Origin of the sequence: Variovorax sp. YR216 (assembly GCF_900107745.1) — a bacterium.
Taxonomy (GTDB): domain Bacteria; phylum Pseudomonadota; class Gammaproteobacteria; order Burkholderiales; family Burkholderiaceae_C; genus Variovorax.
In genome coordinates, this window is sequence record NZ_FNRO01000003.1 from 371,990 (window position 1) to 397,032 (window position 25,043).

Here is a 25,043-nt window from a genome sequence, read left to right on the forward strand (position 1 = left end):
CTGATGAAACTCGTTCGCTATGGCAACCCGGGCAAGGAGAAGCCAGGCCTCATCGATGGCGAAGGCAAGCTGCGCGACCTGAGCGCGGTGGTCAAGGACATCGGACCCGAGCAGCTCGGCGATGCCGCGCTTGCCAAGCTGCGCAAGGTGAAGGTCGACAAGCTCCCGCTCGTCAAGGGCAAGCCGCGCTACGGCAGCCCGGTCGCGAACGTCGGCAAGTTCATTGCCATCGGTCTCAACTATGCGGACCACGCGGCGGAATCGGGCATGCCCATTCCGAAGGAGCCGGTGGTGTTCACCAAGGCCAACAGCTGCATCCAGGGGCCGAACGACCCCGTGATGCTGCCGAAAGGCTCGGTCAAGGGCGACTGGGAGGTCGAGCTCGGCGTGGTGATCGGCACCCGCGCGCGCTACGTCTCGCAGAAGGACGCGCTCAACCACGTGGCGGGCTACTGCATCATCAATGACGTGAGCGAGCGCGAGTGGCAGCTCGAGCACGGCCTCACCTGGGACAAGGGCAAGGGCTTCGACACCTTCGGCCCCATCGGCCCCTGGCTGGTCACGCGCGACGAGGTGCCCAACCCGCAGAAGCTCGCGATGTGGCTCGATGTCAACGGCCAGCGCATGCAGACCGGCAACACCCGGACCATGATCTTCAACGTGGCAAAGCTCGTGAGCTACGTGAGCCAGCTCAACACGCTGGAGCCCGGCGATGTCATCACCACCGGCACGCCGCCCGGCGTCGGCATGGGCATGAAGCCGCCGGTCTTCCTGAAGAAGGGCGACGTGATGACGCTCGGCATCGAAGGCCTGGGCGAGCAGCGGCAGGAAGTGATTCCGTTCAAGCTCTGAAATGTGGCCGTGGCCGAATCAGGCCGCGGCCACGGAAGACTCTTGCTCTAGACAGTCGTCAAGTTGCCCGATGCGAGCGGGTAACGCATCGTGTCGCTCTGCGTGCCGCGTCTTGTGCGCGCTTTCCTGGGTTGCAGGAAGCTGCGCAGCTTGGTGAATCGCGATGCTTCCGCTTGCCCGCGAGTGCGTGATGAGCCCGCGTCTCCTTCGTGTGGCAGCGAATTTCGAGCGCGGCGTCGGTTTCACGACTCTGGAGGATTCGGATCGCTCGGTGGTCCGACATCATCGTTCCAGATTCGCCCGCCGCGCTGCACGTCTGGGCAAGGGGGCCATCGGGTGCGTCGTTCCGCAGCGCAAAGGCGCTCCGCGACGTGTAGCCCAGGGAGCGAACGCGATCAACATCTCCTCGCTGCAGTGGAGCGCTTAGACGTTAGCGCCATGCGGCGACTGGCGCATGTTCGCGAGTCCACTGGACGGCGCACCGGCATAGAACTCATGATTGCCAGGCGCGAAGATCACTGGCTTGATCTCGCCGAAGTTCGCCGCCCGACGGATCCAGTGGATCGCTTTGGTCGCCGGTACCGCAATATCGCCAGCCAGGACGGCCACATCGAACTCGACATCGGGAACTGGAGGAACCGAACTCCAGATGCAGGTCCGAAAGGATCAGCAGTTGATGGATCAGATCTCCACTACCAAACCGGGGTCGAACTGCGCGTTCTCGAAGTCCCCATGCCAGTTCATGTAGCCGCGCGGATTGCTCACGACGCGGCAGTTGCCGACCCGATAGTCAAAGCTGTCGTGGGTGTGTCCATGAACCCAAAGTACGGGCACCTCGAAAAACCCGGGCAGCATCTCGTTGACGAATCCTCCGGAAGACCAATCCTTAGCGTAGCGGGGCGCGAGCGAGTTCCGATGCGGGGCGTGATGGGTCACGACCACCGTAGGGCCAGCAAAGGGCTCGGCAAGTTTTTTGCGCAACCAGGAACGCTGCCGCCTGTGGATCAGCAGCGTGTCCATGGGGGTGAGCCGCCGCGTGCCACGGGAGTTCGAGGTCTTGGGAGCCTCAACCCGAATGGAGGAATAGTCGGCGAGATAGCGCCCGCTCTCGGTCATGGCGCGGTGCCGATCTGACAGTTTGCGCACAGGCTGACCAGGAAATCCTTCACTGTCTATCCGAAGGCCAAAGTCGGTCCACAGGGTGCAACCGAGGAAGCGCACCCCATCGATCACGGCTTCGTCGCAATCAAGAAAGTGCACCTGGTGCTCCTGGGCCTGGCAACGCATCTCGGCCAGTTCCTGTTCCATCACCGATTCGTAGTACTCGTGGTTGCCGGCAACCTGAACGATCGGCGAGCTTCCAACGCGCGCGGGATCGCGCAGCCAGCGCGCCACGAAGCGGCCGGGCGCGACGATGTCGCCCGCCAGAACGGCGACGTCGTAGTCAATGTCCTTGCGCGACTCGAAAGTTTCGAATTCGGCATGGAGGTCAGAGAGGATCAGCAACTTCATATCTCAGAAATCGCTGTCGGAGTCATTGCGATCGCTAGACCAATTCAGGGGCTGGCGAAACTTCTCGAGCACGTCCGGCGGCAATCGGAGCCAAGCCTCCAAAGGCAGGTTCTGCTCGAACAGGCTCAAGAGCTCGCCGGGTTGGGGAAAGTTCGCCAATGCCGATCTGGCGAGTTGCTGAAGATGCTCCGGCAGGCGTGTCCCGAAAAGCGCATGGTGGTCGTAGGGTCTGAAGCCGATTGCGGCAAGCAACTCGCCCGCTTCGAGCAACGCGCGATACCGATCCTCGGGTGTTGTCCTTCGCGGGTATTGAAGCGCCAAGGCGCGGATCTTCTGGCGATCCTCGTCAGTGAGTAGCGTCGGTGGGTCTTGTGGGATTGCGGTCATTTCACGGATCCTCCCATTGCATTCGTGAATCCATCCTTGCGATCGCCCGGTAGCTCGACGACCAAACCCGGATCGAAGGCCGTGTTCTCCATGGCACCATCCCATCGCACGTAGCCGCGCGGGTTCGTGACAACCCTGCAGGAGCCGACGCGGTAGTCGAAGTTCTGATGAATGTGCCCATGAACCCAGAGGGTGGGCACCTCGAACAGGTCCGCCGGGAGTTCGCTCACGCGGGATCGGAATACCCAGTCTCTCGCGTGCCGATCCGCGAGCGAGCCGCGGTGTGGCGCATGGTGCGTGACGACGACGGTTGGCCCGGCGAACTTTTCCGCGAGCGCCTTCCGCAGCCACTCACGCTGTGTGAGGTGGATCTGCCGGGTGTCGGCCGCATGGAGTCGGCGTCCTTGCCTGCTGCGCCAAGTCTCGGGTTCGGCCGAGTCGTCGGGTGTGCGAATCAGCGTGTAGTCGTTGAGCGAGTTCGATGCGAGGCGCAAGGTTCGCTCGAGATCCATCGCGGCACGACCCTCGACTGTCCCGATGGCAAGCTCGAAGTCCGTCCAGAGCGTTGCGCCAAGGAAGCGCACGCCATTGATCACGACTTGGTCGCCGTCGAGAAGGTGCACGCCGTTCGCGGAGGCCGCCGCGCGCATTTCTGTCAGTCCCTGGTCCATTCGGGTGTCGTAGAGCTCATGGTTGCCGGGAACGTAGACCACAGGCTTGCCGCCAAAGCGCGTGCGCTCCCCCGCCCAGCGCACGGCCTTAGCCCCGGGCGAATGGATGTCCCCAGCCAGGATCGCGACATCAAAGTCCAAGCCCTTCGGCAGCTCGAACGGCGCGAACTCCAAATGCAGGTCGGAGAGGATCAGCAGTCTCATCGTGCTGGCTCTCTCAACCGTGCCGCGGCCCAGACGGCCCCCTCCAAGCCGAAAGGATCTTCGGCAAACATTGCAACACGATGCTCGGCGCAGAGTGACGCCCATGGTCCCTGGTCGTTGTTGATCTCCGATGCCGCGCCGCAGACGATGCACACGGACCTCAGCTCCACTTCAGTTTGGAGGATCAGTTCGTGAATGGTCACGGCCACCGGGTCGAAGTTCACTCTAGAGGCACACTCCTCGCGGCGCACTTCGGCTGTCCTGTGGATATTGATGGCGGACTTCGCCGGGTTTCCATCCAATACGCAAGGCTGGGCGAACCAAACTTCTCTCTGATCCTGGTCCAGTGGAAGCCTCGTTTGTCTGCGCCCAGGACAGCATCGATTTGTTCGCATGCCGTCGCAAAGCGCGGGGTCCAGCCTCGAAAGAACACATAGGCCCTTCGCCGATCCTCGCCCCCAAGCGGGAACGTGTAGGGGAACCGCGCCTGCAAAGGACCTGCCGGCGTTTCGACTGTGTCCATCTCAACTCCTGACCACAAAGACCGAGATCTCGTCGCCGTCACCGCCGCAGCCCTTCGGCTTTGGAGAGGTCGCCGCACCCGCTACCGCCGGCACGTCGAAGTCAGAGTCCTCGAAGTGACGTCGCCCCTCGTAGGCGGCAGCACCCAAGGCCCGCTCGCAGGCCATGCGGATTTGTCGCGGCGTCAGCCACGCGAGTCGGCAGATCTGCAGATCCGTTGGGCGCGCGAATTCGACGCGCACGCTTTCAACCGGCACCAGGTGCTCGAGGGTCGCCTGAAAGATGCTGTGCGCCAAGGCTAGGCGCCCATCGATATCCGGCTCCTCGATGAAGAATTCGAGGAAGCGAGACCGCACCGGCGCGCTGATGCGCCGCGCATCGTTGGCGGTCGCCACGTAGATCACATGGCTCGCGTCGAACTCGAAGTCGACACTCATGTCCTTCACCTTCGAGGCCGTGACGGGCTCGAGCAGGGTGAGCAGCGCATCAACCGGGCGGTAGTTGTTGCCGCCCTGCTCGCCTTTGTCGATCTCATCGAGCAACACGACCGGATTGGCCTTCGTGCCGAGAACGATCAGTTCCCACAGGGCCCCGACGGCCGTGTTTCCCCAATGCCGCTCCGAGCCGCGCAGGCCGGAGTTCGACTGCGGGTTGTCGAAGGCCTGGCGATGAATCGTCGTCTGCAGCGTCTGGGCCAGCCGGTGGGTGAAATGGGTCTTGCCGACCCCCGGGGCACCGAGCAAGAGCAAGGGCGGAAGGACTGGTGGTCGCCCCGTCAGGTCAGCGAGCGCGAACGCACGCCTGACCGCGTCCACGACCGGCGCGAAGTTTGGCATGTCCAGGGCCAGTTGCTCGAGATGCTCGCGCCAAGCGATGGGCCTTGCGACCGCGCGCCACGGACCATCGGCCATGGCCTTGGCGAAATGCCTCAGGTCGCGCGCCACGACGTCCTTGTCACCGCTCGCCGGAGCGTTCTTCAGCGAATGGAAGCGCTCGCGCGCCGCTTCCCATTCGAACACCGCGACGGTTCCGGGTGGAGCGGGCGGCAACTCCTCGGGCACCGTCAGTGCTTGAGCGGCTTGGAACGGTGTCAGCGTTGAGCGGGCTGGTGTAGCGGGCGGCTTGGCGGCGTTCTCCGCCTTGATCCGTTCTTCCTCAGCCAGGCGCCTCGCCTTGTACGCAGCGTCGGCCGCGGTTCGTGCACGAATCGCTTCCTCGCAGGCCAGTCGTTCTCTCTCGAGGGCTTCGAGTTCCAGTTGCTCGACCAGCGTCGCTGGCACGAACAGATGAACGTCCCTTGGGAGATCTTCCGGACCGATCGCGTTTCGGTGGACGCCGTAACCTGGCGGGATCCTGTTGGGCTTCTTCTTGCTGACCATTCTGGGCTCCTGATGGAGCCGGATGAATCAGCTCCTTAAGACTGGGAAATGAAGTGAGGCATCGCTGGGTTCAACATCTGCATCGAATTGGGCTTCGAGGTGCGCGAGCCAATCGCTATGCGCGCGCCCACCCGCACGCCGGTCAGGCGCTCGATGGTGGTAGGGCAGTTCAGCATGGCGAGATCAAAAATGTCTTAGGAGTGCGAGCAATCTTAGGAGTTAGGCGAGGCGGAGCACAAGCGGCGTTGTCGCAAATCGCCCACAGCGCGCGGCCCGATTCAGAAGTGCTGGCTACAGCAAATCTGCGGAGCAACCTGCTGAAACGAAGAGAGCCAGCCGCTATTGCTGGCCCTCACAGATCGACGGCGGAAGTTCAGCGGCCCAGAAAGGCTGACACAATTAAAGGTCTTTCCGCTTTCTGACGGGGGAAAAGTCCTGCAAAATAGAACGATCGTTCGTTTTATTTCTTAACTGCTCGATGTCCCCACGCCCCGCCCCCGCCAAGACGGCCCGCGCGCCCCAGAAAGGGCAGCAGACCAAGGCCGTCATAATTGACGCGGCCCTGAATCTTGCCGCGCAGATCGGTCTCGAAGGGCTGTCGATCGGCGCGATCGCGGAGGTCACGCAGATGAGCAAGTCGGGCGTCTTCGCCCACTTCGGCTCGCGCGAGGAACTGCAGATCTCCGTGGTGCGCGAATATCACGCGCGCTTCGAGCAGGAAGTGTTCTATCCAGCACTCGATGCGCCGCGCGGGCTGCCCCGGCTGCGCGCCCTGTTCGCCAACTGGATGAAGCGCACCTCGGCCGAGATCGATTCCGGCTGCATCTACATCAGCGGTGCGGTCGAGTTCGACGACCGGCCCGGTCCGGTGCGCGATGCGCTGGCCGATTCCGTGAACACCTGGCTGGCCGCGATGTACCGCGCGGTCGTACAGGCCAAGGCCGAAGGCCATCTTCGCGAGGATGCCGACGAGAAGCAGATCGCCTTCGAGATCCACGCGCTCATCCTCGCCTTGCACTACGAGGCGCGCTTCCTGCGCTCGCCCGAATCATTGGCCCGGGCCAACGCCGGCTTCGACAACATCCTCGCGCGCTCCGCATCGGCGGACGCGCCCGGCGTCGTTGCCGAGCCGGCAGACCGTCGTCTGAAGACCGTTCGCTGAACGCGGCGGTCTGACCCGCTTTTCCCTCTTTTTCCAACTTTTCACTTTCACTTCCGGAGATCTCCACATGCCCGCCTACACCCCGCCTCTTCGCGACATGCAGTTTGTGATGCACGAGGTGCTGAACGTCACCGAAGAGCTCAAGGCCATTCCCCGGCATGCGGAAGTCGACGTCGACACCATCAACGCGGTGCTCGAAGAAGGCGGCAAGTTCGCCTCCGAAGTGACCTTCCCGCTCAACATCAGCGGTGACGAAGAGGGCTGCGTGCTCGACAAGACCACGCATGAAGTGAAGACGCCCAAGGGCTTCAAGGAAGCCTATGCGCAGTACGTCGAAGGTGGCTGGGCGGCGCTCTCGTGCGACCCCGCCTTCGGCGGTCAGGGCCTGCCGTTCGTCGTGAACCAGCAGTTCTACGAGATGCTGAACTCGGCCAACCAGGCCTGGACGATGTACCCCGGTCTTTCGCACGGCGCGTACGAAGCCCTCGCCGCACACGGCACCGACGAGCAGAAGAAGACCTACCTGCCCAAGCTCACGAGCGGCGAATGGACCGGCACGATGTGCCTGACCGAGCCTCATTGCGGCACCGACCTCGGCATGCTGCGCACCAAGGCCGAACCGCAGGCCGACGGCACCTACAAGCTGACCGGCAACAAGATCTTCATCTCGGCCGGCGAGCACGACATGACCGAGAACATCATCCACCTGGTGCTCGCCCGCCTGCCGGACGCGCCCAAGGGCAGCAAGGGCATCAGCCTGTTCGTGGTGCCGAAGTTCAACGTCAAGGCCGACGGTTCGATCGGCAGCCGCAACGGCATCTACTGTGGTGGCCTGGAGCACAAGATGGGTATCCACGGCAACGCCACCGCGCAGATGGTGCTCGAAGGGGCGGTCGGCACGCTGGTCGGCGAGCCCAACAAGGGCCTGGCCGCGATGTTCGTGATGATGAACGCCGCACGCCTGGGCGTCGGCAACCAGTCGCTGGGCCTGACCGAAGTGGCCTTCCAGAACGCGCTGGCCTATGCCAAGGACCGCATCCAGATGCGTTCGCTCTCTGGCGTCAAGGCCAAGGACAAGGAAGCCGATCCGATCATCGTGCACCCTGACGTGCGCAAGATGCTCATGACCGCCAAGGCCTACGCCGAAGGCGGCCGTGCGCTCGCATCGCTGTGCGCGCTGCTGCTGGACAAAGAGCACGGCCACCCCGATGAGAAGGTCCGCAAGGACAGCGGCGAACTCGTCGCGCTGCTCACGCCGATCGTGAAGGCCTTCATCACCGACAACGGCCACATCTCGACCAACGCCTGCATGCAGGTCTTCGGCGGCCACGGCTTCATCAAGGAATGGGGCATGGAGCAGTTCGTGCGCGACAACCGCATCAACATGATCTATGAAGGCACCAACACCATCCAGTCGCTCGACCTGCTGGGCCGCAAGGTGCTGGGCAACAACGGCGCGACGCTCAAGAAGTTCGGCAAGCTCGTGGGCAAGCTGGTGGAAGAAGAAGGCGTGAACGAGAAGATGAGCGAGTTCATCACCCCGATCGCGATCCTCGGCGACCAGCTCACCAAGTTCACGACCGAGATCGGCTTCAAGGGCTTCCAGAACCCCGATGAAGTCGGCGCCGCTGCTGTCGACTACCTGCGTGTCGCGGGCCACTTCGTGTTCGGCTACCTGTTCGCGCTGATGGCGCGTACCGCGCTGCGCCAGATCGCCGCCGGCAATGCCGACCCGTTCTACCAGGCCAAGCTGCAGACGGCGCGTTTCTACTTCGCGAAGCTGTTCCCCGAGACCGCGACGCTGATGCGCACCGCGCGCGCCGGCAGCGCACCGCTCATGAACACCGACGCCGCGCTGGCCTGAACGCCATGAAGTCCTTGCTCGCATCGATCTTCCTCGCTGCCGGCTGTGCGTCGGCGATGGCACAGATGAGCCCCCTGGGGCTTTGGCGCAGCGTCGACGACAAGACCGGCGAATCGAAGGCCGAGATCCGCATCGCCGAATTGGGCGGCGGCTTGCAGGGCCGCATCGAGAAGACGCTCCGCAAGGATGCGAAGCCGGATGCCGCCTGCGACGAGTGCACCGACGACCGCAAGGGCAAGCCGATGGTCGGCCTCGAGATCATCCGCGGCGGCAAGAAGGCCGAGGGCAAGGACGTCTGGGAAGGCGGAAAGATCCTCGACCCCGAAAACGGCAAGGAATACCGCGCAAGCTTCACACCCATCGACGGTGGCAAGAAGCTGGAAGTGCGCGGCTATCTGGGCCCGTTCTGGCGCACTCAAACCTGGAACCGCGCGCAGTGAGCGCGGCCACTCAATCAAGTAGCAACACACCATGTCCAGATTCCAAGTGAAAAAGGTCGCCGTGCTCGGCGCCGGCGTGATGGGCGCGCAGATCGCAGCGCATCTCGTCAACGTGCGCGTGCCGGTCGTGCTGTTCGACCTGCCGGCCAAGGACGGCCCGAAGAACGGCATCGTCAGCCGTGCCATCGACAACCTCAAGAAGCTCAAGCCCGCGCCGCTCGGCGACGTGGCCGATGCAGTGCTGATCGAGCAGGCCAACTACGAAGACGACCTCGCCAAGCTCGGCGAATGCGACCTGGTGATCGAGGCGATCGCCGAGCGCATGGACTGGAAGCTCGATCTCTACAAGAAGATCGCGCCGCACGTCGCCAAGCACGCGATCCTGGCCTCGAACACCTCGGGCCTGTCGATCACCAAGCTCAGCGAGGCATTGCCCGAGGCGCTCAAGCCGCGCTTCTGCGGCATCCACTTCTTCAACCCGCCGCGCTACATGTTCCTGGTCGAGCTGATCAACACGCCGACCACCGAGCCGCAGGTGCTCGACCAGCTCGAAGCCTTCGTGACCAGCACGCTCGGCAAGGGTGTGGTGCGCGCGCACGACACGCCCAACTTCATCGCCAATCGCGTCGGCATCGCCGGGATGCTCGCGACCTTGAAGGAAGTCGAGAAGTTCGGTCTCACGCCCGACGTCGTCGACGATCTCACTGGCAAGAAGCTCGGCCGTGCGAGCTCGGGCACCTTCCGCACAGCGGACGTGGTGGGTCTCGACACGATGGCGCACGTCATCAAGACGCTGCAGGACAACCTCGACGAGAAGACCGATCCGTTCTACCCGAATTTCGCCACGCCGCCGGTGCTCGCCAAGCTGCTCGAACTGGGCAACCTCGGCCAGAAGACCAAGGCGGGCTTCTTCAAGAAGGCCGGGCGCGACATCCTGCGTTTCGATCTCGCGAAGGGCGAATACGTGCCGTCGGGCGAGAAGGCCGACGAGGTCTACGGTCGCATGCTCAAGAAGCCGGCCGGCGAGCGCCTGAAGCTGCTGCGCGAGAGCGAAGGCGCGCAAGGCCAGTTCCTGTGGGCGATCCTGCGCGACAGCTTCCACTACGCGGCGGTGCATCTGGCGACCATCGCCGAGAGCGCACGCGACATCGACTTCGCGATGCGCTGGGGCTTCGGCATGAAGCAAGGCCCATTCGAGCTCTGGCAGGAAGCCGGCTGGAAGCAGGTCGCGACCTGGATCCAGGAAGACATCGACAGCGGCAAGGCTCTGTCGAGCGCGCCGCTGCCGAAGTGGGCCTTCGAAGGCCCGGTGGCCGAAGCCGGTGGTGTGCACACGCCGCAAGGCTCGTGGAGCGCATCGGCCAACGCCTTCGTGCCGCAGCGCCGCCTGCCGGTGCATGAGCGTCAGCTCTTCCCCGAAAGCGTGCTCGATGCGAATGCGCCGGACGCGAACAAGGCCGGCACCACGATCCAGGATGAAGGCGACGTGCGCACCTGGACGCTCGACGGCGAGGTGCTGATCGCGAGCATCCACTCGAAGATGCATGCCATCAGCCCCGACGTGGCCGAAGGGCTGACGGCGGCGGTCGATCTTGCCGAGAAGGAATACAAGGGCCTCGTCATCTGGTCGCCCGACGAGATGTTCTCGGTCGGCGCGGATCTGCAAGCCATGCTGCCCGCGTTCGTCGTCGCCGGCATCGGCGCGGTCGAGGCGGCAGAAGAAGAGCTGCAGAAGGTCATGCTCAAGATCCGCTATGCGAACGTGCCGGTGGTCTCGGCCGTGCGCGGCATGGCGCTGGGCGGTGGCTGCGAGCTGGCAGTCCACTCCGCGAAGCGGGTCGCGGCGATGGAAAGCTACATCGGCCTCGTCGAAGTCGGCGTCGGCCTGATCCCCGGTGCGGGCGGCCTGACCTACATCGCGCGCCGCGCCGCCGAGAACGCGTCTGCCTCGACCGGCACCGACATCCTGCCCTTCCTGACTGAAGGCTTCACCGCCGCCGCGATGGCCAAGGTGGGCACCGGTGCGCTCGACTCGAAGAAGCTCGGCTACCTGCTCGAGAGCGACGTGATCGTGCCGAACAAGGACGAGCTGCTCTACGTCGCGCTCCAGCAGGTCAAGTCGATGGCCGATGCCGGCTGGCGACCGCCGCTGCGCCGCCAGTTCAAGGTCGCGGGCCGCAGCGGTGCCGCCACGATCAAGGGCCAGCTCGTGAACATGCGCGACGGCGGGTTCATCAGCCAGCACGACTTCCACATCGCGAGCCTGATCGCGGAAGTCGTCACCGGCGGTGACGTCGATGCCGGCTCGCTGGTCACCGAAGAGTATTTGATGACGCTCGAGCGCAAGGCCTTCTGCTCGCTCATCGTGCATCCCAAGACGCAAGAGCGAATCATGGGGATGCTCAGCACCGGCAAGCCCGTGCGCAACTAAGGACACACACCATGAGCAAGCAAATTCAAGACGCCTACATCGTCTCCGCGACCCGCACGCCGATCGGCAAGTCGCATCGCGGCTACTTCCGCAACTACCGTCCCGACGACCTGCTCGCGACCACGCTGAAGTCGGCGCTCGCGGCGGTGCCGAACCTCGACCCGAAAGTCATCGAGGACATCATCTGCGGCTGCGCGATCCCCGAGGCGCAGCAGGGCCTGAACGTGGCGCGCATCGGCGCGGTGCTCGCGGGCCTGCCGACCAGCGTCGGCGGCATCACGGTCAACCGCTTCTGTGCTTCCGGCCTCTCGGCGGTGCAGATGGCGGCCGATCGCATCCGCGTCGGCGAAGCCGAAGTGATGATCGCGGCCGGCGTGGAAAGCATGAGCATGGTGCCGATGATGGGCAACTCGCCCTCGCTGTCGCCGTCGATCTTCGAGCGTGACGGCGACGTGGGCATCGCCTACGGCATGGGCCTCACGGCCGAGAAGGTCGCGCAGCAGTGGAAGGTCAGCCGCGAGGCGCAGGACGCCTTCGCGCTGCAATCGCACCAGCGCGCCCTCGCGGCGCAGCAGGCCGGCGAGTTCGCGGCCGAGATCACGCCGATCGAAGTGACGGACCGCATTCCCGATCTCGCGACGGGTGAGGTCATCACGAAGAAGCGCACCGTCAACCTCGACGAAGGCGCACGCCCCGACACCACGATCGAAGGCCTCGCCAAGCTGCGCACCGTGTTCGCCGCGCGCGGCACCGTCACGGCTGGCAACAGCTCGCAGACCTCGGACGGCGCGGGCGCGCTGATCATCGCGAGCGAGAAGGCCTGCAAGCAGTTCGACCTGAAGCCGCTCGCGCGCTTCGTGAGCTTTGCGAGCAAGGGCGTGCCGCCGCACATCATGGGCATCGGCCCGATCGAGGCGATCCCGGCCGCTCTGCGCTACGCGGGCCTCACGCAGGACCAGATCGACTGGTTCGAACTCAACGAGGCATTCGCGGCGCAATCGCTCGCAGTGATGAACACGCTCGGCCTCGATCCGGCCAAGGTCAACCCGATGGGCGGCGCGATCGCGCTGGGCCATCCGCTGGGCGCGACGGGTGCGATCCGTTCGGCGACCGTGGTGCATGCCTTGCAGCGCAAGAAGCTCAAGTACGGCATGGTCACGATGTGCGTGGGCATGGGGCAGGGCGCGGCAGGGATCTTCGAACGCGTCTGATCTTTCAGGGTTTGTGAGCAGGCGCGGCGTCTCCTAGACGACTGCGCCGCTCTTTGTCACGGAGGCACACTGAGCGCCATGAAGACAACGCATCCCCTCGACAAGACCCTCGCGCTGGTGCACAGCGATATCCGGGCGGGGCATTTCACCGGCATCATGGGCCAGGACTACTGGAACATGGTCGGCCCTTTCGGCGGTACGACGGCGGCGATCATGCTGCAGTCGGTGTTGAAGCATCCCGACCTGCTCGGCGACCCTGTGGCGCTGACCGTGAACTACGCCGCTGCCGTAGGCGCCGGAGCGTTCGAGGTCCAGGCGGTGCCGGTACGCACCAACCGCTCGACGCAGCACTGGACCATCACCATGTCGCAGGCGGATGCCGAAGGGCATCTGCAGGTGACGACCACCGGCACCGTGGTCACCGCGGTACGCCGCGAAACCTGGAGTGCCAACGATCTGCCGATGCCCGATGTGCCTGCGCCGGAGGCAGTTTCGCGCCTTTCGATCGGGCCGCGTGGCGTCGCATGGCTGCAGCGCTACGAGATGCGCCCGATCAGCGGCGAGATTCCGTCGCGCTGGGACGGCACCGGCGACCACAGCGAAACGCTCATGTGGCTGCGCGACGATCCGGTGCGCCCGCTCGACTTCGCGTCCCTCGCCGCGCTGAGCGACACCTTCTATCCGCGCGTCTGGCTCCGGCGCGCCACGCCGGTGCCGATCGGCACGGTGTCGATCACGACCTACTTTCACACCGACGCATCGCTGCTCGCCCAGGTGGGCAGTGGCTACCTGCTCGGCCGCGCGACGGGGCAGCAGTTCCGCAACGGCTATTTCGACCAGGCGGCCCAGCTCTGGAGCGAGACTGGTGCGTTGCTGGCGACCAGCAACCAGATCGTCTACTTCAAGGAGTGAAGCAATGGCATCCACCAAGGCAGCACTGATCGTCGGCGCGGGCGATGCGACCGGCGGCGCGATCGCCCGCCGGTTCGCTCGCGGGGGCTATGCCACCTGCGTCACGCGTCGCACGCTGGAGAAGCTCCAGCCGCTGGTCGCGCAGATCGAAGCCGAGGGCGGCACGGCGCATGCCTTCGCCAGCGACGCGCGCAAGGAAGACGAGGTCGTCGCGCTCATCGAGCAGATCGAGTCCACCGTCGGCCCGATCGAAGTGCTGGTGTTCAACATCGGTGCCAACGTGCCGGAGAGCATCCTGACGGAAACCGCGCGCAAGTATTTCAAGGTGTGGGAGATGGCCTGTTTCTCGGGCTTCCTGAACGGGCGCGAAGTGGCGCAGCGCATGGTGGCGCGCGAGTTGCCCGAGGGCGCGCACCGCGGCACCATCATCTTCACCGGCGCGACCGCTTCGCTGCGCGGCGGTGCGAACTTCGGCGCGTTCTCGGGCGCGAAGATGGCCCTGCGGGCGTTGGCCCAGAGCATGGCACGCGAACTCGGCCCGCGCGGCATCCACGTCGCGCACTCGATCATCGACGGCGCGATCGACACCGAGTTCATTCGCAGCAATTTCCCCGAGCGCTATGCATTGAAGTCGCAGGATGGCATCCTCAACCCCGAGCACATCGCCGATGCCTACTGGATGCTGCATTCGCAGCCGCGCGATGCCTGGACCCATGAGCTCGATCTGCGGCCGTGGTCCGAGAAGTTCTGAGGAGACGAGTCCATGACGAAATCGGTCGACTTCTACTTCGACTTCGGAAGCCCCGCTTCCTACCTGGCCGCCACGCAACTGCCGCGCCTCTGCGCGGAGGCGGGCGCTGAACTGGTCTGGAAGCCGATGCTGCTCGGCGGCGTGTTCCAGGCAACCGGCAACCACTCGCCGGCGACGATCCCTGCCAAGGGGCCGTACATGATGAAGGACCTCGCGCGCTTCGCGCGGCGCTACGGTGTGCCTTTCCAGTTCAACCCGAACTTCCCGGTCAATACGCTGCTGCTGATGAGAGGCGCCGTCGGCCTGCAGATGCATGAGGCCGAACGCTTCCCGACCTATGTCGACGCGATGTACCGCGCCATGTGGGTGGAGCCGCGCAACCTGAACGATCCAGCGACAGTCGGTGCGGTGCTGCAGGAAGCCGGCTTCGATGCCGCGAAAATGCTGGCCCTGGCCAACGCCCAGGACGTCAAGGACCGCCTCAAGGCGGCCACGCAGGAAGCGGTGGAGCGCGGCGTGTTCGGCGCGCCCACCATGTTCGTCGGCCAGCAGATGTTCTGGGGCCAGGACCGACTCGATTTCGTGCGCGAGGCGCTCGGCGCCTGATCGCGCTTTTTTTACAAGGACTCACCATGAGCGACATCCTCGTCCACACCGAAGCCGGTGTGATGACCATCACCTTCAACCGCCTCGACAAGAAGAACTCGATCACCAGCGCGATGTACGCCGAGCTCGCCGATGCGCTCGCGAAGGCCGAGCAGGACGGCGCAGTGCGCACCGTGCTGATCCAGGGCGACGCCACGATCTTCAGTGCCGGCAACGACATCGGCGACTTCCTCAACGCGCCGCCTTCCACCGAGGCGTCGCCTGTGTTCCGCTTCCTGCGCGGCATTGCGGGCTTTCCGAAGCCGATCGTCGCGGCGGTCTGCGGACCGGCGGTGGGCATCGGCACCACGCTGCTGTTCCACTGCGACCTCGTCTACGCAGGCGACAACGCGGCCTTCTCGATGCCTTTCGTGAACCTGGGCCTGTGCCCCGAAGCGGCGTCGAGCCTGCTGGTGCCGCAGATGTTCGGCTATCACCGTGCGGCCGAGGCGCTCCTGCTGGGCGACCCCTTCATGGCCGAGGCGGCGCTCGAGATCGGCTTCGTCAACCGCGTGGTGCCGCCGACCGAGTGCAATGCGATCGCCCAGGCGCAGGCGCGCAAGCTGGCAGCCAAGCCGCTGAGCGCGTTGATCGAGACCAAGCGTCTGATGAAGAAATCCCAGCAATCCGCCGTCCTGGAGCGCATGGCCGAGGAAGGTCAGAGCTTCGGCCGCATGCTGCGCGAGCCGGCCGCCCGCGAGGCCTTCACGGCCTTCATGGAAAAACGCAAGCCCGACTTCTCGAAGGTCTGACCCGCGCCCGCGCTCAGTCCTGGACGACCGGGCGCGGCCTTCCGTTGTCGTCGATGGCGACGTAGGTGAAGGTGGCTTCGGTCACCTTGATGTACTCGCCCTGCGAGTGAAATCGCTCGGCGAACACCTCGACCGTGACCGTGATCGAGGTGCGCCCGATCTTCACGAGCTTCGAGTAGAACGACAGGATGTCGCCCAGCCGCACGGGCTGCTTGAAGATGAACTCATTGACGGCGACCGTCGCCATGCGCCCTTTGGCATGGCGCGCCGGGATCACGGAGCCGGCCAGGTCGCACTGCGCCATGACCCAGCCGCCGAAGATGTCGCCGTTGGCATTGCAGTCGGCCGGCATCGGGATGACCTTGAGCACCAACTCCATGTCGGCGGGCAGGCTCTTGAGGGTGGCGGCCACATTGGCACTGGGAGAAGCGGACATGGGCACAATCTGGTGAAACAAACACCCACGATTGTCTCCCATGCGCCGCAGCGGCGAAGCCATTTCATCCCCTCATCACGTATCGGCCGGCGAGCCCGCGCGGAGCGACCGCTCCGACTGGGCGACGCTTCGCAGGCTGTTTCCCTATCTCTGGCAGTACAAGTGGCGCGTGCTCGCGGCGCTGGCCTTCATGGTCGGCGCCAAGGTCGCGAACGTCGGCGTGCCGGTGCTGCTCAAGAACCTGGTCGATGCGATGTCGATCAAGCCCGGCAGTGCGGCCTCGCTGCTGGTGGTGCCTGTCGGGCTCCTGCTGGCCTACGGGTTGCTGCGGCTTTCGACCTCCGTTTTCAATGAGCTGCGCGAACTGGTGTTCGCCAAGGCGACCGAAGGCGCGGCGCGCCGAATCTCGCTGGAGGTATTTCGCCACCTGCATGCGCTGAGCCTGCGTTTTCACCTGGAGCGGCAGACCGGCGGCATGACCCGCGACATCGAACGCGGAACCCGCGGCGTGCATTCGCTGATCTCGATGTCGCTCTACAGCATCGTGCCGACGATCATCGAGCTGACGCTGGTGCTCACCGTGCTCGGGGTGAAGTTCGACTCGGCCTTCGTCTGGATCACGCTGGCGGCGCTGGTGCTCTACATCAGCTTCACCGTGACGGTGACCGAGTGGCGCACCCAGTTCCGAAAGACGATGAACGAGCTCGACACGATGGCGCAGAGCCGCGCCGTCGATTCACTGCTCAACTACGAGACGGTCAAGTACTTCAACAATGAGGACTTCGAAGCCAGCCGCTACGACGCGAGCCTGGAGCGCTACCGCCGCGCGGCGGTGAAGAGCCAGACCACGCTGAGCATGCTCAATGCGGGCCAGCAGGTCATCATCGCGATCAGCCTCGTCGCGATGCTCTACCGCGCGACCCAAGGCGTGGTCGAAGGGCGCATGACGCTGGGCGATCTCGTGATGGTCAATGCCTTCATGATCCAGCTCTACATTCCGCTGAACTTCCTCGGCGTGATCTACCGCGAGATCAAGCAGAGCCTGACCGACCTCGACAAGATGTTCGTGCTGCTCGAAAGGGAGCGCGAGGTGCGCGATGCACCGGGCGCGCGTCCCCTGGCGGGCATGGATTCGACGGTGCGCTTCGAGGGCGTGAACTTCCACTATGAAGCCGCGCGGCCGATCCTGAAGAACGTGAGTTTCGAGATTCCCGCGGGCCAGACCGTGGCGATCGTCGGGCCGTCCGGCTCGGGCAAGTCGACGCTGGCGCGGTTGCTCTATCGCTTCTATGACGTCCAGCAGGGCCGCATCACCATCGGCGGCGAGGACATCCGCAAGGTGACGCAGGCGAGCGTGCGGCAGGCGATCGGCATCGTGCCGCAGGACACGGTGCTCTTCAACGACACCATCGAGTTCAACATCGCCTACGGCCGCCCCGGTGCAAGCCGCGAAGAGGTTGAAGAGGCCGCGCGCGCCGCACGGATCCACGACTTCATCGCGCACACGCCCAAGGGCTACGACACGATGGTCGGCGAGCGCGGGCTCAAGCTCTCGGGCGGCGAGAAGCAGCGCGTGGCGATCGCGCGCACGCTGCTCAAGAATCCGCCGATCGTGATCTTCGACGAGGCAACCTCGGCGCTGGATTCGGCCAACGAGCGCGCGATCCAGGCCGAGCTCAAGAGCGCGGCGCGCAACAAGACCACGCTGGTGATCGCGCACCGGCTCTCGACGGTGGTCGATGCGCACGAGATTCTCGTGTTGGAGAGCGGCGTGATCGTCGAGCGCGGCACGCACGCCGACCTGCTGGCCCGCCAGGGCAAGTACGCGCAAATGTGGACATTGCAGAAGCTCGAGGCCGAGCCCGTGCTTTGATTTCTTTGAGGAGTTGCTTGAATGTCCGGGAAGATTCCCCTTCTGGTCTTGAACAGTCTTTCGAGCGCGCACCAGGCGCGGATCGCGGCGGTCTACGACATGACCTACGCACCCACGCCGGCCGAGCGCGCGGCGGCGATCGCCGCGCACGGCGCGAAATACCGCGCCGTGCTGACCATCGGCGTCATCGGCCTCACGCCGGAAGAGATGGCGGCGATGCCCCGGCTCGAACTGGTGTGCGCGATGGGCGCGGGCTATGAGCGCATCGCCGTGGACGCGGCGCGTTCGCGCGGCATCGTGGTCGCGAATGGCGCCGGCACCAATGACGACTGCGTGGCGGACCATGCCTTCGGCCTGCTGATCGGCATCGTGCGGCGCATTCGCACGCTCGACCGGCAGTGCCGCGAGGGCATCTGGCGCGAGGAGATTCCGCAGCCGCCGAATGTCTCGGGCAAGAAGCTGGGCATCCTCGGGCTCGGCACCATCGGGCAGAAGATCGCCAAGCGCGCCGCGGGGTTCGACATGCCGGTCGGCTATCACAACCGCAAGCCGCGCGAAGGCTCGCCGCATCGCTATTTCGACAACCTGCAGGCGCTGGCCGAGTGGGCCGATGTGCTGGTCGTGGCGACGCCGGGCGGCCCGGGTACGCAGCATCTGGTCAACGCCAAGGTGCTCGACGCGATCGGGCCGGATGGCTATCTGGTGAACATCTCGCGCGGCAGCGTCGTCGATACCGAGGCTCTGGCGCAGGCGCTGCGCGGAGGCCGCATCGCCGGTGCGGGGCTCGATGTGTACGAGAGCGAGCCCAAGCGCCCCGAGCCGTTGATCGGCCTCGAGAACGTGCTGCTCACGCCGCACATGGCCGGCTGGTCGCCCGAGGCGACGCAGGCGTCGGTGAACCGGTTCATGGAGAACGCCGAAGGGCACTTCGCCGGCCGCGGCGTCGTCTCCCCGGTCTAGGCCGGCAGTTCGTCGAGCACCGGCGGGCGCACGTCGCGCCAGCCGCAGGCCCTGTCGTAAGCGTCGCCGAGCCGCAGCACCGCGAGATCGCTGTGGATCGGCCCCGCGAGCTGGAGACCCATCGGCAGGCCGCCGTCCCCGAAGCCCGCGCGCAGGTTCAGCGTGGGCAGCCCGGCCAACGTGAATGGCGTGACGATCTCCATCCAGCGGTGATAGGTGTCGCTGGCCACCTCGCCGACCTTGTCGGGCCACGGCAACTGCGCATCGAAGGGAAAGACCTGCGCCGTCGGCGCGACCACGAAGTCGAAGCTCTCGAACGCCCGCACGAAGGCGCGAAAGACATTCGAGCGATACACGCTCGCCCGATAGATCGCCGCCGCATCGAGCTTCAGGCTTTGCTCGACTTCCCATTGCGCCTCGGGCTTGAGTCGCTTGCGCAAGGCCGGATCGGCATACACCGCGCCCAGCTTGCCGCCGACCAGCATCTGCCGAAGGTGCTGCCAGGCGGTCCAGTTTTGCTCGCGGGGCACATCGAGCTGACACGCATCGACGATGCAGCCGAGATCGCTGAAGGTCTTCAATGCGCGCTCGCACAGTTCGCGTACCCCGGGCGCCAGAGGCAGGTCCGGCCAGATGCTGCCGAGCCAGCCGATGCGCAGGCCCTTCGTATCGCCGTCGAGCCGCAGCGCATCGGGCGAGGGCAGGCCGTCCGGCAGCGAGAGCGGCACGCGCCGGTCGAAGCCCGCCTGCACCGAAAGCAGCCGCGCGGCGTCCTCCACGGTGCGGGCCATCGGCCCTTCGCAACCCAGTTGCTGGAAGAAGAGCTCTTCGTCCGGCGAACCCGGCACGCGGCCGCGGGAGGGACGAAAGCCGATCACATTGTTGAAGGCGGCCGGATTGCGCAGCGATCCCATCATGTCGCTGCCGTCGGCCACCGGCAGCATGCCGAGCGCCAGCGCGACCGCGGCACCGCCGCTGCTGCCGCCGGCGCTCTTTGCCGAGTCGAAGGCGTTCAGCGTCGTGCCGAACACGGTGTTGTAGGTGTGCGAGCCGAGGCCGAATTCGGGCGTATTAGTCTTGCCGATCACGATGGCGCCGGCGCTTCGTGCGCGGGCGACGTGCAGGCTGTCCGCGCGCGCCGGTGTGCGCGGGGCGAGCGGCGAGCCCATCGATGTCGGCAGTCCGGCCGCGTGGCTCAGATCCTTCACCGCGAGCGGAAATCCGTGCATCCATCCGAGGCGCTCGCCACGGGCGAGCTGCGCATCGCGCTCGTCGGCTTCGGCCAGCGATTGCGCCGGATCGCGCAGGGAAACGATCGCGTTGAAGCGCGGATTGAGTGCGTCGATCCGTGCCAGCGCGGCCGCCATCAGCTCTCGGCACGATATGTCGCGCGCCGCGATGCGGCGAGACAGGGTGGTAGCGTCAAGGGCGAGCAGGTCGGCGCAGCGCATGACCGGAGTATGTCGCAGCGCTCGCATAATCGGCATTCATGGAAACCAAGTGGCTTGAAGACTTCGTCAGCCTTGCCGAGACGCGCAGTTTCAGCCGCTCGGCCCAGTTGCGGCACGTGACGCAGCCGGCCTTTTCAAGGCGCATCCAGGCGCTCGAAGGGTGGGCCGGCACCGACCTGGTCGACCGCAGCTCCTACCCGACGCGCCTCACGCCGGCGGGCCAGACGCTCTACGGCCAGGCCATCGAGATGCTTCAGGCGCTGCAGAGCACGCGCGCCATGCTGCGTGGCCATTCGGCCGCGGCACAGGACGTGATCGAGTTCGCCGTTCCGCACACGCTGGCCTTTACCTTCTTCCCCTCGTGGGTGACGAGCCTGCGCGAGCAGTTCGGGCCGATGAAGAGCCGCCTCATCGCGTTGAACGTGCACGATGCCGTGCTGCGGCTGGTCGAGGGCAGTTGCGATCTGCTCATCGCGTACCACCACCCCTCCCAGCCGTTGCCGCTCGACGCCAACCGCTACGAGATGGTGAGCCTCGGCGAGGAAGTCGTGGCGCCGTGGGTCAAGCCCGATGCCGATGGCGCCCCGCGCTTCCGTCTCCCGGGGCGCGCGGGTCAGCCGTTGCCGTACCTGGGCTATGCGCCGGGGGCCTACCTCGGGCGCGTGGTCGACCAGTTGCTCAAGGAGTCGGGCACCGCGATCCACCTGGATCGCGTCTACGAAACCGACATGGCCGAGGGGCTCAAGGTCATGGCGCTCGAAGGACACGGCATCGCCTTCCTGCCCCAAAGCGCGGTGCGCAAGGAGGCCCGTGCCCGCACGCTGGTGAGCGCGCTGCCGCCGGAGATCGACCGGCTCGAAGCGACCATGGAGATCCGTGCGTACCGCGAGCGCCCATCCGCGTCGGCCAAGGGCGCGAACCGCACGGGCAAGGTCGAGTCCGGGCCGGCGCAGACCAAGGGCACGGTCGAAGCGCTGTGGGCCTATCTGGTCCAGACGCAGCCAGCCCGCTGAGCGCGTTTCCGCGCTCGTTTGTGCGTTGCACAAATCTATGTAGTGGCCGCATGCCATGCAATGCATACGGCATTGGCGTTGGCGACTCGTCTTGCTTAAAGTTCGCGCATTCCGCTGTCGCACTGGCCCGCGTGCAGGGAGGCGATCTCTCAAGCAGGTCGACGCACCGGGCACAAAGGCTGCTTCAAGAGCACGGGCCGGATGTTTTGCATCGCTCATGTGGGACGCTTCTGCACGCGGAATGCGTCCACATCGGTGCGTGAATGCACCGGGTTCGACCCGGTTTGCCAAAGAATGTGAATGTCTAGAATCCCGACCTACCTTTCAGTCACTCAGGAGTCCCTATGAAGAAGCAGGTATTGGCATTGGCCGTCTTGGCTCTCGCCACGAGCGGAGCGTTTGCACAGGCCAATGACACCCTCGCCAAGATCAAAGCGAGCGGCAGCGTCACCATGGGTGTGCGCGACTCGTCCGGCGCCTTGGCCTACACCATTGGCGATGGCAAGTACGTCGGCTTCCATACCGAGATGTCCGAGCACATCCTCGCCGACATCCAGAAGCAGCTTGGCCTGCCCAAGCTCGACATCAAGCGCCAGCTGGTCACGTCGCAGAATCGCATCCCGCTGGTGCAGAACGGCACGGTCGATCTCGAGTGCGGGTCCACCACCAACAACACGGCTCGCCAAAAGGACGTCGCGTTCGCAGTGACCACGTACGTCGAGGAAGTGCGCATCGCCGTCAAGGCCGATTCGGGCATCACCTCGATCAAGGACCTCAACAACAAGACGGTGGCCACCACCACCGGCACGACCTCCGTGCAGACGCTGCGCAAGAACGAGCGCGCGCAGGGGATCGACTTCAAGGAAGTCATGGGCAAGGACCACGCGGACAGCTTCCTGCTGCTCGAATCCGGCCGTGCCGACGCTTTCGTGATGGATGGTCAGATCCTCGCCGGCAACATCGCCAAGTCGAAGAACCCGGCCGGCTTCAAGATCGTCGGCGAGCCGCTGTCGATCGAGCCCATTGCCTGCATGGTGCGCAAGGACGACCCGGCCTTCCTGAAGGCGGTGGACGACAGCATCAAGCGCCAGATCGCCGACGGCTCGCTGGCCAAGCTCTACGACAAGTGGTTCATGCAGCCGATCCCGCCGACCAACACCAAGGTCGGCCTGCCGCTGTCGGAAGCCACGAAGGCGGCATGGGCGAACCCCAACAACAAGCCGATGGAAGACTTCAACAAGAAGTAATCGGCATGGCCTGAAACACAAACGCCCGCCCTTTGCGGCGGGCGTTTGTTTTCAGAATTCAATCAACCAACAACGATTGAGGAGGTCCCGATGGGGCATTGGGATTGGCAGGTCTTCCTGCAGGATCCGGGAGGAAAGATCCCGACCTATTGGCAATGGCTGCTCTCGGCCTGGGGATGGACGATTTCGGTGGCCCTGAGCGCCCTGGTGGTTGCGCTGGTTCTCGGCTCGATCGTCGGCGTGATCCGGACCTTGCCGAACAGCCCGATGTGGGTCCGCTTCGGCAACGCCTGGGTGGAGTTGTTTCGCAACATTCCGCTCCTGGTCCAGATCTTCCTCTGGTATCACGTGGTGCCGGCATTGTTCCCGGCGATGCGCGATGTGCCGCCCTTCATCCTCGTGGTGCTGGCGCTGGGCTTCTTCACGTCCGCCCGGATCGCCGAGCAGTTGCGCTCCGGCATCCAGGCCTTGCCGCGCGGCCAGCGCTACGCGGGCATGGCGGTGGGCTTCACCACCGCGCAGTACTACCGGTACGTGATCCTCCCGATGGCCTACCGGATCATCATCCCGCCGCTGACCAGCGAGTCGATGAACATCTTCAAGAACTCGTCCGTGGCGTTCGCGGTGTCGATTGCCGAAATGACGCAGTTCGCGATGCAGGCCGGCGAAGAAACCGCGCGGCCCATGGAGATGTACCTCGCGGTCACGGTGCTCTACGTGATCTCGGCTTTCGCGATCAACCGCATCATGGCCTCTGTCGAGAAGAGAACGCGGGTGCCGGGCTTCATTGCCTCCGCCGGCGGGGGAGGGCACTGACATGAACCTCGATCTCACGCTTCTCAACTGGAACGTCATCTCCGGCTTCCTGCTGAAGGGCCTGTACTTCAGCCTCTTCCTGACCGTGGTGGCCACCCTGGGCGGCATCTTCTTCGGCACGCTGCTGGCACTGATGCGCCTGTCGGGCAAGAAGTGGCTGGACGCGCCCGCGGCCATCTACGTCAACGGCATGCGCAGCATTCCGCTGGTGATGGTGATCCTGTGGTTCTTCCTGCTGGTGCCCTTCATCATCGGCCGCCCGATCGGCGCCGAGGTGTCGGCCGTCATCACCTTCATCGCCTTCGAGGCGGCCTACTTCAGCGAGATCATGCGTGCGGGCATCCAGTCGATCCCGCGCGGCCAGGTCTTCGCGGGGCAGGCGATGGGCATGACCTACAAGCAGAACATGACGCTGGTCGTGCTGCCGCAGGCCTTCCGCAACATGCTGCCGGTGCTGCTGACGCAGACCATCATCCTGTTCCAGGACACGTCGCTGGTGTATGCCATCGGCGCCTACGACCTGCTCAAGGGCTTCGAGACCGCCGGCAAGAACTTCGGCCGGCCCATCGAGGCCTACCTGATGGCGGCGGTGCTGTACTTCATCCTGTGCTACATGCTGTCTTATCTGGTCAAGCGTCTTCACAAGAAGATCGCCATCATTCGCTGAACACCGAAAGGGAAAGTCATGGCCGAGAACATGATCGAAATCAAGAACGTTTCCAAGTGGTACGGGCCCGTGCAGGTGCTCAACGACTGCTCGGTGAGCATCGCGAAGGGCGATGTGGTGGTGGTGTGCGGACCGTCCGGCTCGGGCAAGTCCACGCTCATCAAGACCGTGAACGCGCTGGAGCCGTTCCAGAAGGGCGACATCACGGTCAATGGCACCAAGGTCAATGACCCCAAGACCGACCTGCCGAAGCTGCGCTCGAAGGTCGGCATGGTGTTCCAGCACTTCGAGCTGTTCCCGCACCTGTCGGTGACCGAGAACCTGACGATCGCGCAGGTCAAGGTGCTCGGGCGCAGCCTCGACGAGGCCAAGGTCCGTGGCCTGAAGATGCTCGACCGCGTGGGTCTGATGGCGCACAAGGACAAGTTCCCGGGACAGCTCTCCGGCGGCCAGCAGCAGCGCGTCGCGATCGCTCGCGCGCTGTCGATGGACCCGATCGTGATGCTGTTCGACGAACCCACGTCGGCACTCGATCCCGAGATGGTCGGCGAAGTGCTCGACGTGATGGTCGCGCTCGCCAAGGAAGGCATGACGATGATGGTGGTCACGCACGAAATGGGCTTCGCGCGCAAGGTGGCAAGCCGCGTGATCTTCATCGACGTCGGTGGGCGCATCCTGGAGGATTGTTCGAAGGACGAGTTCTTCGGCCATCCCGAAAACCGTCAGCCGCGCACGAAGGACTTCCTCAACAAGATCCTGCAGCACTGACGTTGCTCGCCCCCAGGCTGCGCGCACTTCGTGTCGCTTCGCCAACCCCCTACCCGGGGGCAACACCAGCGCGGCCCGGCTAAGCCGGTTCCGCGGTGTTTCACGAAGGGAGCCCGT

General features: G+C 64.9%; 25 protein-coding genes. 17 read left to right on the forward strand and 8 right to left on the reverse strand.

The annotated features are described in order from the left end of the window. The first annotated feature begins 3 nt into the window (after positions 1 to 3). Complete coding sequence (locus BLW05_RS11610; RefSeq protein WP_093162673.1) at positions 4 to 852, forward strand: fumarylacetoacetate hydrolase family protein; 849 nt, start codon at positions 4 to 6, stop codon at positions 850 to 852. A gap of 423 nt (positions 853 to 1,275) precedes the next feature. Here BLW05_RS11610 and BLW05_RS11615 read toward each other — a convergent pair whose 3' ends face one another. The 6 genes from BLW05_RS11615 to BLW05_RS11640 form a co-directional block, all read right to left on the reverse strand. Next, positions 1,276 to 1,461, reverse strand: a complete 186-nt coding sequence (locus BLW05_RS11615) for a metallophosphoesterase family protein (protein WP_093162675.1) — start codon at positions 1,459 to 1,461, stop codon at positions 1,276 to 1,278. Between the two features lie 72 nt (positions 1,462 to 1,533). Continuing rightward, positions 1,534 to 2,364 (reverse strand): metallophosphoesterase, encoded by an 831-nt coding sequence (locus tag BLW05_RS11620; protein ID WP_093162676.1) that lies wholly within the window; start codon positions 2,362 to 2,364, stop codon positions 1,534 to 1,536. 3 nt (positions 2,365 to 2,367) lie between these two features. Next, the gene (locus BLW05_RS11625; protein ID WP_093162678.1) at positions 2,368 to 2,751 is read right to left on the reverse strand and encodes a hypothetical protein; all 384 of its coding nucleotides are present in this window, start codon (positions 2,749 to 2,751) and stop codon (positions 2,368 to 2,370) included. Next, complete coding sequence (locus BLW05_RS11630) at positions 2,748 to 3,626, reverse strand: metallophosphoesterase (RefSeq protein ID WP_093162679.1); 879 nt, start codon at positions 3,624 to 3,626, stop codon at positions 2,748 to 2,750. The genes BLW05_RS11625 and BLW05_RS11630 overlap by 4 nt, the downstream gene beginning before the upstream one ends. After that, positions 3,623 to 3,850: a hypothetical protein gene (locus BLW05_RS11635; RefSeq protein WP_143044817.1), complete on the reverse strand. Its 228-nt coding sequence runs from the start codon at positions 3,848 to 3,850 to the stop codon at positions 3,623 to 3,625. Before BLW05_RS11635 ends, BLW05_RS11630 begins: the two co-directional genes overlap by 4 nt. A gap of 300 nt (positions 3,851 to 4,150) precedes the next feature. Then, entirely contained in the window at positions 4,151 to 5,527 is a 1,377-nt protein-coding gene (locus tag BLW05_RS11640; protein WP_093162682.1) for an AAA family ATPase, read from the reverse strand. A gap of 478 nt (positions 5,528 to 6,005) precedes the next feature. Here BLW05_RS11640 and BLW05_RS11645 point away from each other — a divergent pair, with 478 nt between their 5' ends. From BLW05_RS11645 to BLW05_RS11685, 9 genes are all read left to right on the forward strand, one after another. Beyond that, positions 6,006 to 6,689, forward strand: coding sequence for a TetR/AcrR family transcriptional regulator (locus tag BLW05_RS11645; RefSeq protein ID WP_093162683.1), 684 nt, complete (start codon positions 6,006 to 6,008; stop codon positions 6,687 to 6,689). 67 nt (positions 6,690 to 6,756) lie between these two features. After that, positions 6,757 to 8,553, forward strand: coding sequence for an acyl-CoA dehydrogenase C-terminal domain-containing protein (locus BLW05_RS11650; protein WP_093162685.1), 1,797 nt, complete (start codon positions 6,757 to 6,759; stop codon positions 8,551 to 8,553). Positions 8,554 to 8,558: 5 nt separating this feature from the next. Next, entirely contained in the window at positions 8,559 to 8,993 is a 435-nt protein-coding gene (locus tag BLW05_RS11655; RefSeq protein WP_093162686.1) for a DUF2147 domain-containing protein, read from the forward strand. 31 nt (positions 8,994 to 9,024) lie between these two features. After that, the gene (locus tag BLW05_RS11660) at positions 9,025 to 11,424 is read left to right on the forward strand and encodes a 3-hydroxyacyl-CoA dehydrogenase/enoyl-CoA hydratase family protein (RefSeq protein WP_093162688.1); all 2,400 of its coding nucleotides are present in this window, start codon (positions 9,025 to 9,027) and stop codon (positions 11,422 to 11,424) included. Positions 11,425 to 11,435: 11 nt separating this feature from the next. Beyond that, positions 11,436 to 12,635, forward strand: a complete 1,200-nt coding sequence (locus BLW05_RS11665) for an acetyl-CoA C-acyltransferase (RefSeq protein ID WP_093162690.1) — start codon at positions 11,436 to 11,438, stop codon at positions 12,633 to 12,635. A gap of 78 nt (positions 12,636 to 12,713) precedes the next feature. Further along, positions 12,714 to 13,547, forward strand: coding sequence for an acyl-CoA thioesterase (locus tag BLW05_RS11670; protein ID WP_093162691.1), 834 nt, complete (start codon positions 12,714 to 12,716; stop codon positions 13,545 to 13,547). Between the two features lie 4 nt (positions 13,548 to 13,551). After that, positions 13,552 to 14,298, forward strand: coding sequence for an SDR family oxidoreductase (locus BLW05_RS11675; protein ID WP_093162693.1), 747 nt, complete (start codon positions 13,552 to 13,554; stop codon positions 14,296 to 14,298). A gap of 12 nt (positions 14,299 to 14,310) precedes the next feature. Next, positions 14,311 to 14,904: a 2-hydroxychromene-2-carboxylate isomerase gene (locus BLW05_RS11680; protein WP_093162694.1), complete on the forward strand. Its 594-nt coding sequence runs from the start codon at positions 14,311 to 14,313 to the stop codon at positions 14,902 to 14,904. A gap of 26 nt (positions 14,905 to 14,930) precedes the next feature. Next, positions 14,931 to 15,695 carry an enoyl-CoA hydratase gene (locus tag BLW05_RS11685; RefSeq protein WP_093162696.1) on the forward strand — a complete coding sequence of 255 codons (765 nt, stop codon included), beginning with the start codon at positions 14,931 to 14,933 and terminating at the stop codon, positions 15,693 to 15,695. Positions 15,696 to 15,708: 13 nt separating this feature from the next. On the opposite strand, the gene BLW05_RS11690 is transcribed toward BLW05_RS11685, so the two are convergent. Then, complete coding sequence (locus BLW05_RS11690) at positions 15,709 to 16,131, reverse strand: acyl-CoA thioesterase (protein ID WP_093163147.1); 423 nt, start codon at positions 16,129 to 16,131, stop codon at positions 15,709 to 15,711. A gap of 40 nt (positions 16,132 to 16,171) precedes the next feature. Here BLW05_RS11690 and BLW05_RS11695 point away from each other — a divergent pair, with 40 nt between their 5' ends. Continuing rightward, positions 16,172 to 18,004 carry an ABCB family ABC transporter ATP-binding protein/permease gene (locus tag BLW05_RS11695; RefSeq protein ID WP_093162697.1) on the forward strand — a complete coding sequence of 611 codons (1,833 nt, stop codon included), beginning with the start codon at positions 16,172 to 16,174 and terminating at the stop codon, positions 18,002 to 18,004. Positions 18,005 to 18,025: 21 nt separating this feature from the next. Then, positions 18,026 to 18,964: a 2-hydroxyacid dehydrogenase gene (locus BLW05_RS11700; protein WP_093162699.1), complete on the forward strand. Its 939-nt coding sequence runs from the start codon at positions 18,026 to 18,028 to the stop codon at positions 18,962 to 18,964. Here BLW05_RS11700 and BLW05_RS11705 read toward each other — a convergent pair. Further along, positions 18,961 to 20,415 (reverse strand): amidase, encoded by a 1,455-nt coding sequence (locus BLW05_RS11705; protein WP_093163149.1) that lies wholly within the window; start codon positions 20,413 to 20,415, stop codon positions 18,961 to 18,963. The two genes, BLW05_RS11700 and BLW05_RS11705, sit on opposite strands and share 4 nt — an antisense overlap. 38 nt (positions 20,416 to 20,453) lie before the next feature. On the opposite strand from BLW05_RS11705, the gene BLW05_RS11710 reads away from it, so the two are divergent. From BLW05_RS11710 to BLW05_RS11730, 5 genes are all read left to right on the forward strand, one after another. After that, entirely contained in the window at positions 20,454 to 21,428 is a 975-nt protein-coding gene (locus BLW05_RS11710) for a LysR substrate-binding domain-containing protein (RefSeq protein ID WP_093162700.1), read from the forward strand. A gap of 344 nt (positions 21,429 to 21,772) precedes the next feature. Next, complete coding sequence (locus BLW05_RS11715) at positions 21,773 to 22,675, forward strand: transporter substrate-binding domain-containing protein (protein WP_093162702.1); 903 nt, start codon at positions 21,773 to 21,775, stop codon at positions 22,673 to 22,675. A gap of 90 nt (positions 22,676 to 22,765) precedes the next feature. Beyond that, positions 22,766 to 23,491 carry an amino acid ABC transporter permease gene (locus BLW05_RS11720; RefSeq protein ID WP_093162703.1) on the forward strand — a complete coding sequence of 242 codons (726 nt, stop codon included), beginning with the start codon at positions 22,766 to 22,768 and terminating at the stop codon, positions 23,489 to 23,491. Position 23,492: 1 nt separating this feature from the next. Further along, positions 23,493 to 24,158, forward strand: coding sequence for an amino acid ABC transporter permease (locus tag BLW05_RS11725; RefSeq protein WP_093162705.1), 666 nt, complete (start codon positions 23,493 to 23,495; stop codon positions 24,156 to 24,158). Between the two features lie 30 nt (positions 24,159 to 24,188). Next, a complete protein-coding gene (locus BLW05_RS11730) occupies positions 24,189 to 24,926 on the forward strand; it encodes an amino acid ABC transporter ATP-binding protein (RefSeq protein ID WP_093163150.1) in 738 nt (245 codons plus the stop codon). Positions 24,927 to 25,043 lie beyond the last annotated feature (117 nt).

What these genes read in the sequence shown, in the direction of transcription:
- BLW05_RS11610 (WP_093162673.1), top strand. Translation starts at nt 4, where the DNA reads ATGAAACTCGTTCGCTATGGCAACCCGGGCAAGGAGAAGCCAGGCCTC.
- BLW05_RS11620 (WP_093162676.1), bottom strand. Translation starts at nt 2,364, where the DNA reads ATGAAGTTGCTGATCCTCTCTGACCTCCATGCCGAATTCGAAACTTTC.
- BLW05_RS11625 (WP_093162678.1), bottom strand. Translation starts at nt 2,751, where the DNA reads ATGACCGCAATCCCACAAGACCCACCGACGCTACTCACTGACGAGGAT.
- BLW05_RS11630 (WP_093162679.1), bottom strand. Translation starts at nt 3,626, where the DNA reads ATGAGACTGCTGATCCTCTCCGACCTGCATTTGGAGTTCGCGCCGTTC.
- BLW05_RS11640 (WP_093162682.1), bottom strand. Translation starts at nt 5,527, where the DNA reads ATGGTCAGCAAGAAGAAGCCCAACAGGATCCCGCCAGGTTACGGCGTC.
- BLW05_RS11645 (WP_093162683.1), top strand. Translation starts at nt 6,006, where the DNA reads ATGTCCCCACGCCCCGCCCCCGCCAAGACGGCCCGCGCGCCCCAGAAA.
- BLW05_RS11650 (WP_093162685.1), top strand. Translation starts at nt 6,757, where the DNA reads ATGCCCGCCTACACCCCGCCTCTTCGCGACATGCAGTTTGTGATGCAC.
- BLW05_RS11655 (WP_093162686.1), top strand. Translation starts at nt 8,559, where the DNA reads ATGAAGTCCTTGCTCGCATCGATCTTCCTCGCTGCCGGCTGTGCGTCG.
- BLW05_RS11660 (WP_093162688.1), top strand. Translation starts at nt 9,025, where the DNA reads ATGTCCAGATTCCAAGTGAAAAAGGTCGCCGTGCTCGGCGCCGGCGTG.
- BLW05_RS11665 (WP_093162690.1), top strand. Translation starts at nt 11,436, where the DNA reads ATGAGCAAGCAAATTCAAGACGCCTACATCGTCTCCGCGACCCGCACG.
- BLW05_RS11670 (WP_093162691.1), top strand. Translation starts at nt 12,714, where the DNA reads ATGAAGACAACGCATCCCCTCGACAAGACCCTCGCGCTGGTGCACAGC.
- BLW05_RS11675 (WP_093162693.1), top strand. Translation starts at nt 13,552, where the DNA reads ATGGCATCCACCAAGGCAGCACTGATCGTCGGCGCGGGCGATGCGACC.
- BLW05_RS11680 (WP_093162694.1), top strand. Translation starts at nt 14,311, where the DNA reads ATGACGAAATCGGTCGACTTCTACTTCGACTTCGGAAGCCCCGCTTCC.
- BLW05_RS11685 (WP_093162696.1), top strand. Translation starts at nt 14,931, where the DNA reads ATGAGCGACATCCTCGTCCACACCGAAGCCGGTGTGATGACCATCACC.
- BLW05_RS11690 (WP_093163147.1), bottom strand. Translation starts at nt 16,131, where the DNA reads ATGTCCGCTTCTCCCAGTGCCAATGTGGCCGCCACCCTCAAGAGCCTG.
- BLW05_RS11695 (WP_093162697.1), top strand. Translation starts at nt 16,172, where the DNA reads ATGCGCCGCAGCGGCGAAGCCATTTCATCCCCTCATCACGTATCGGCC.
- BLW05_RS11700 (WP_093162699.1), top strand. Translation starts at nt 18,026, where the DNA reads ATGTCCGGGAAGATTCCCCTTCTGGTCTTGAACAGTCTTTCGAGCGCG.
- BLW05_RS11705 (WP_093163149.1), bottom strand. Translation starts at nt 20,415, where the DNA reads ATGCGCTGCGCCGACCTGCTCGCCCTTGACGCTACCACCCTGTCTCGC.
- BLW05_RS11710 (WP_093162700.1), top strand. Translation starts at nt 20,454, where the DNA reads ATGGAAACCAAGTGGCTTGAAGACTTCGTCAGCCTTGCCGAGACGCGC.
- BLW05_RS11715 (WP_093162702.1), top strand. Translation starts at nt 21,773, where the DNA reads ATGAAGAAGCAGGTATTGGCATTGGCCGTCTTGGCTCTCGCCACGAGC.
- BLW05_RS11720 (WP_093162703.1), top strand. Translation starts at nt 22,766, where the DNA reads ATGGGGCATTGGGATTGGCAGGTCTTCCTGCAGGATCCGGGAGGAAAG.
- BLW05_RS11725 (WP_093162705.1), top strand. Translation starts at nt 23,493, where the DNA reads ATGAACCTCGATCTCACGCTTCTCAACTGGAACGTCATCTCCGGCTTC.
- BLW05_RS11730 (WP_093163150.1), top strand. Translation starts at nt 24,189, where the DNA reads ATGATCGAAATCAAGAACGTTTCCAAGTGGTACGGGCCCGTGCAGGTG.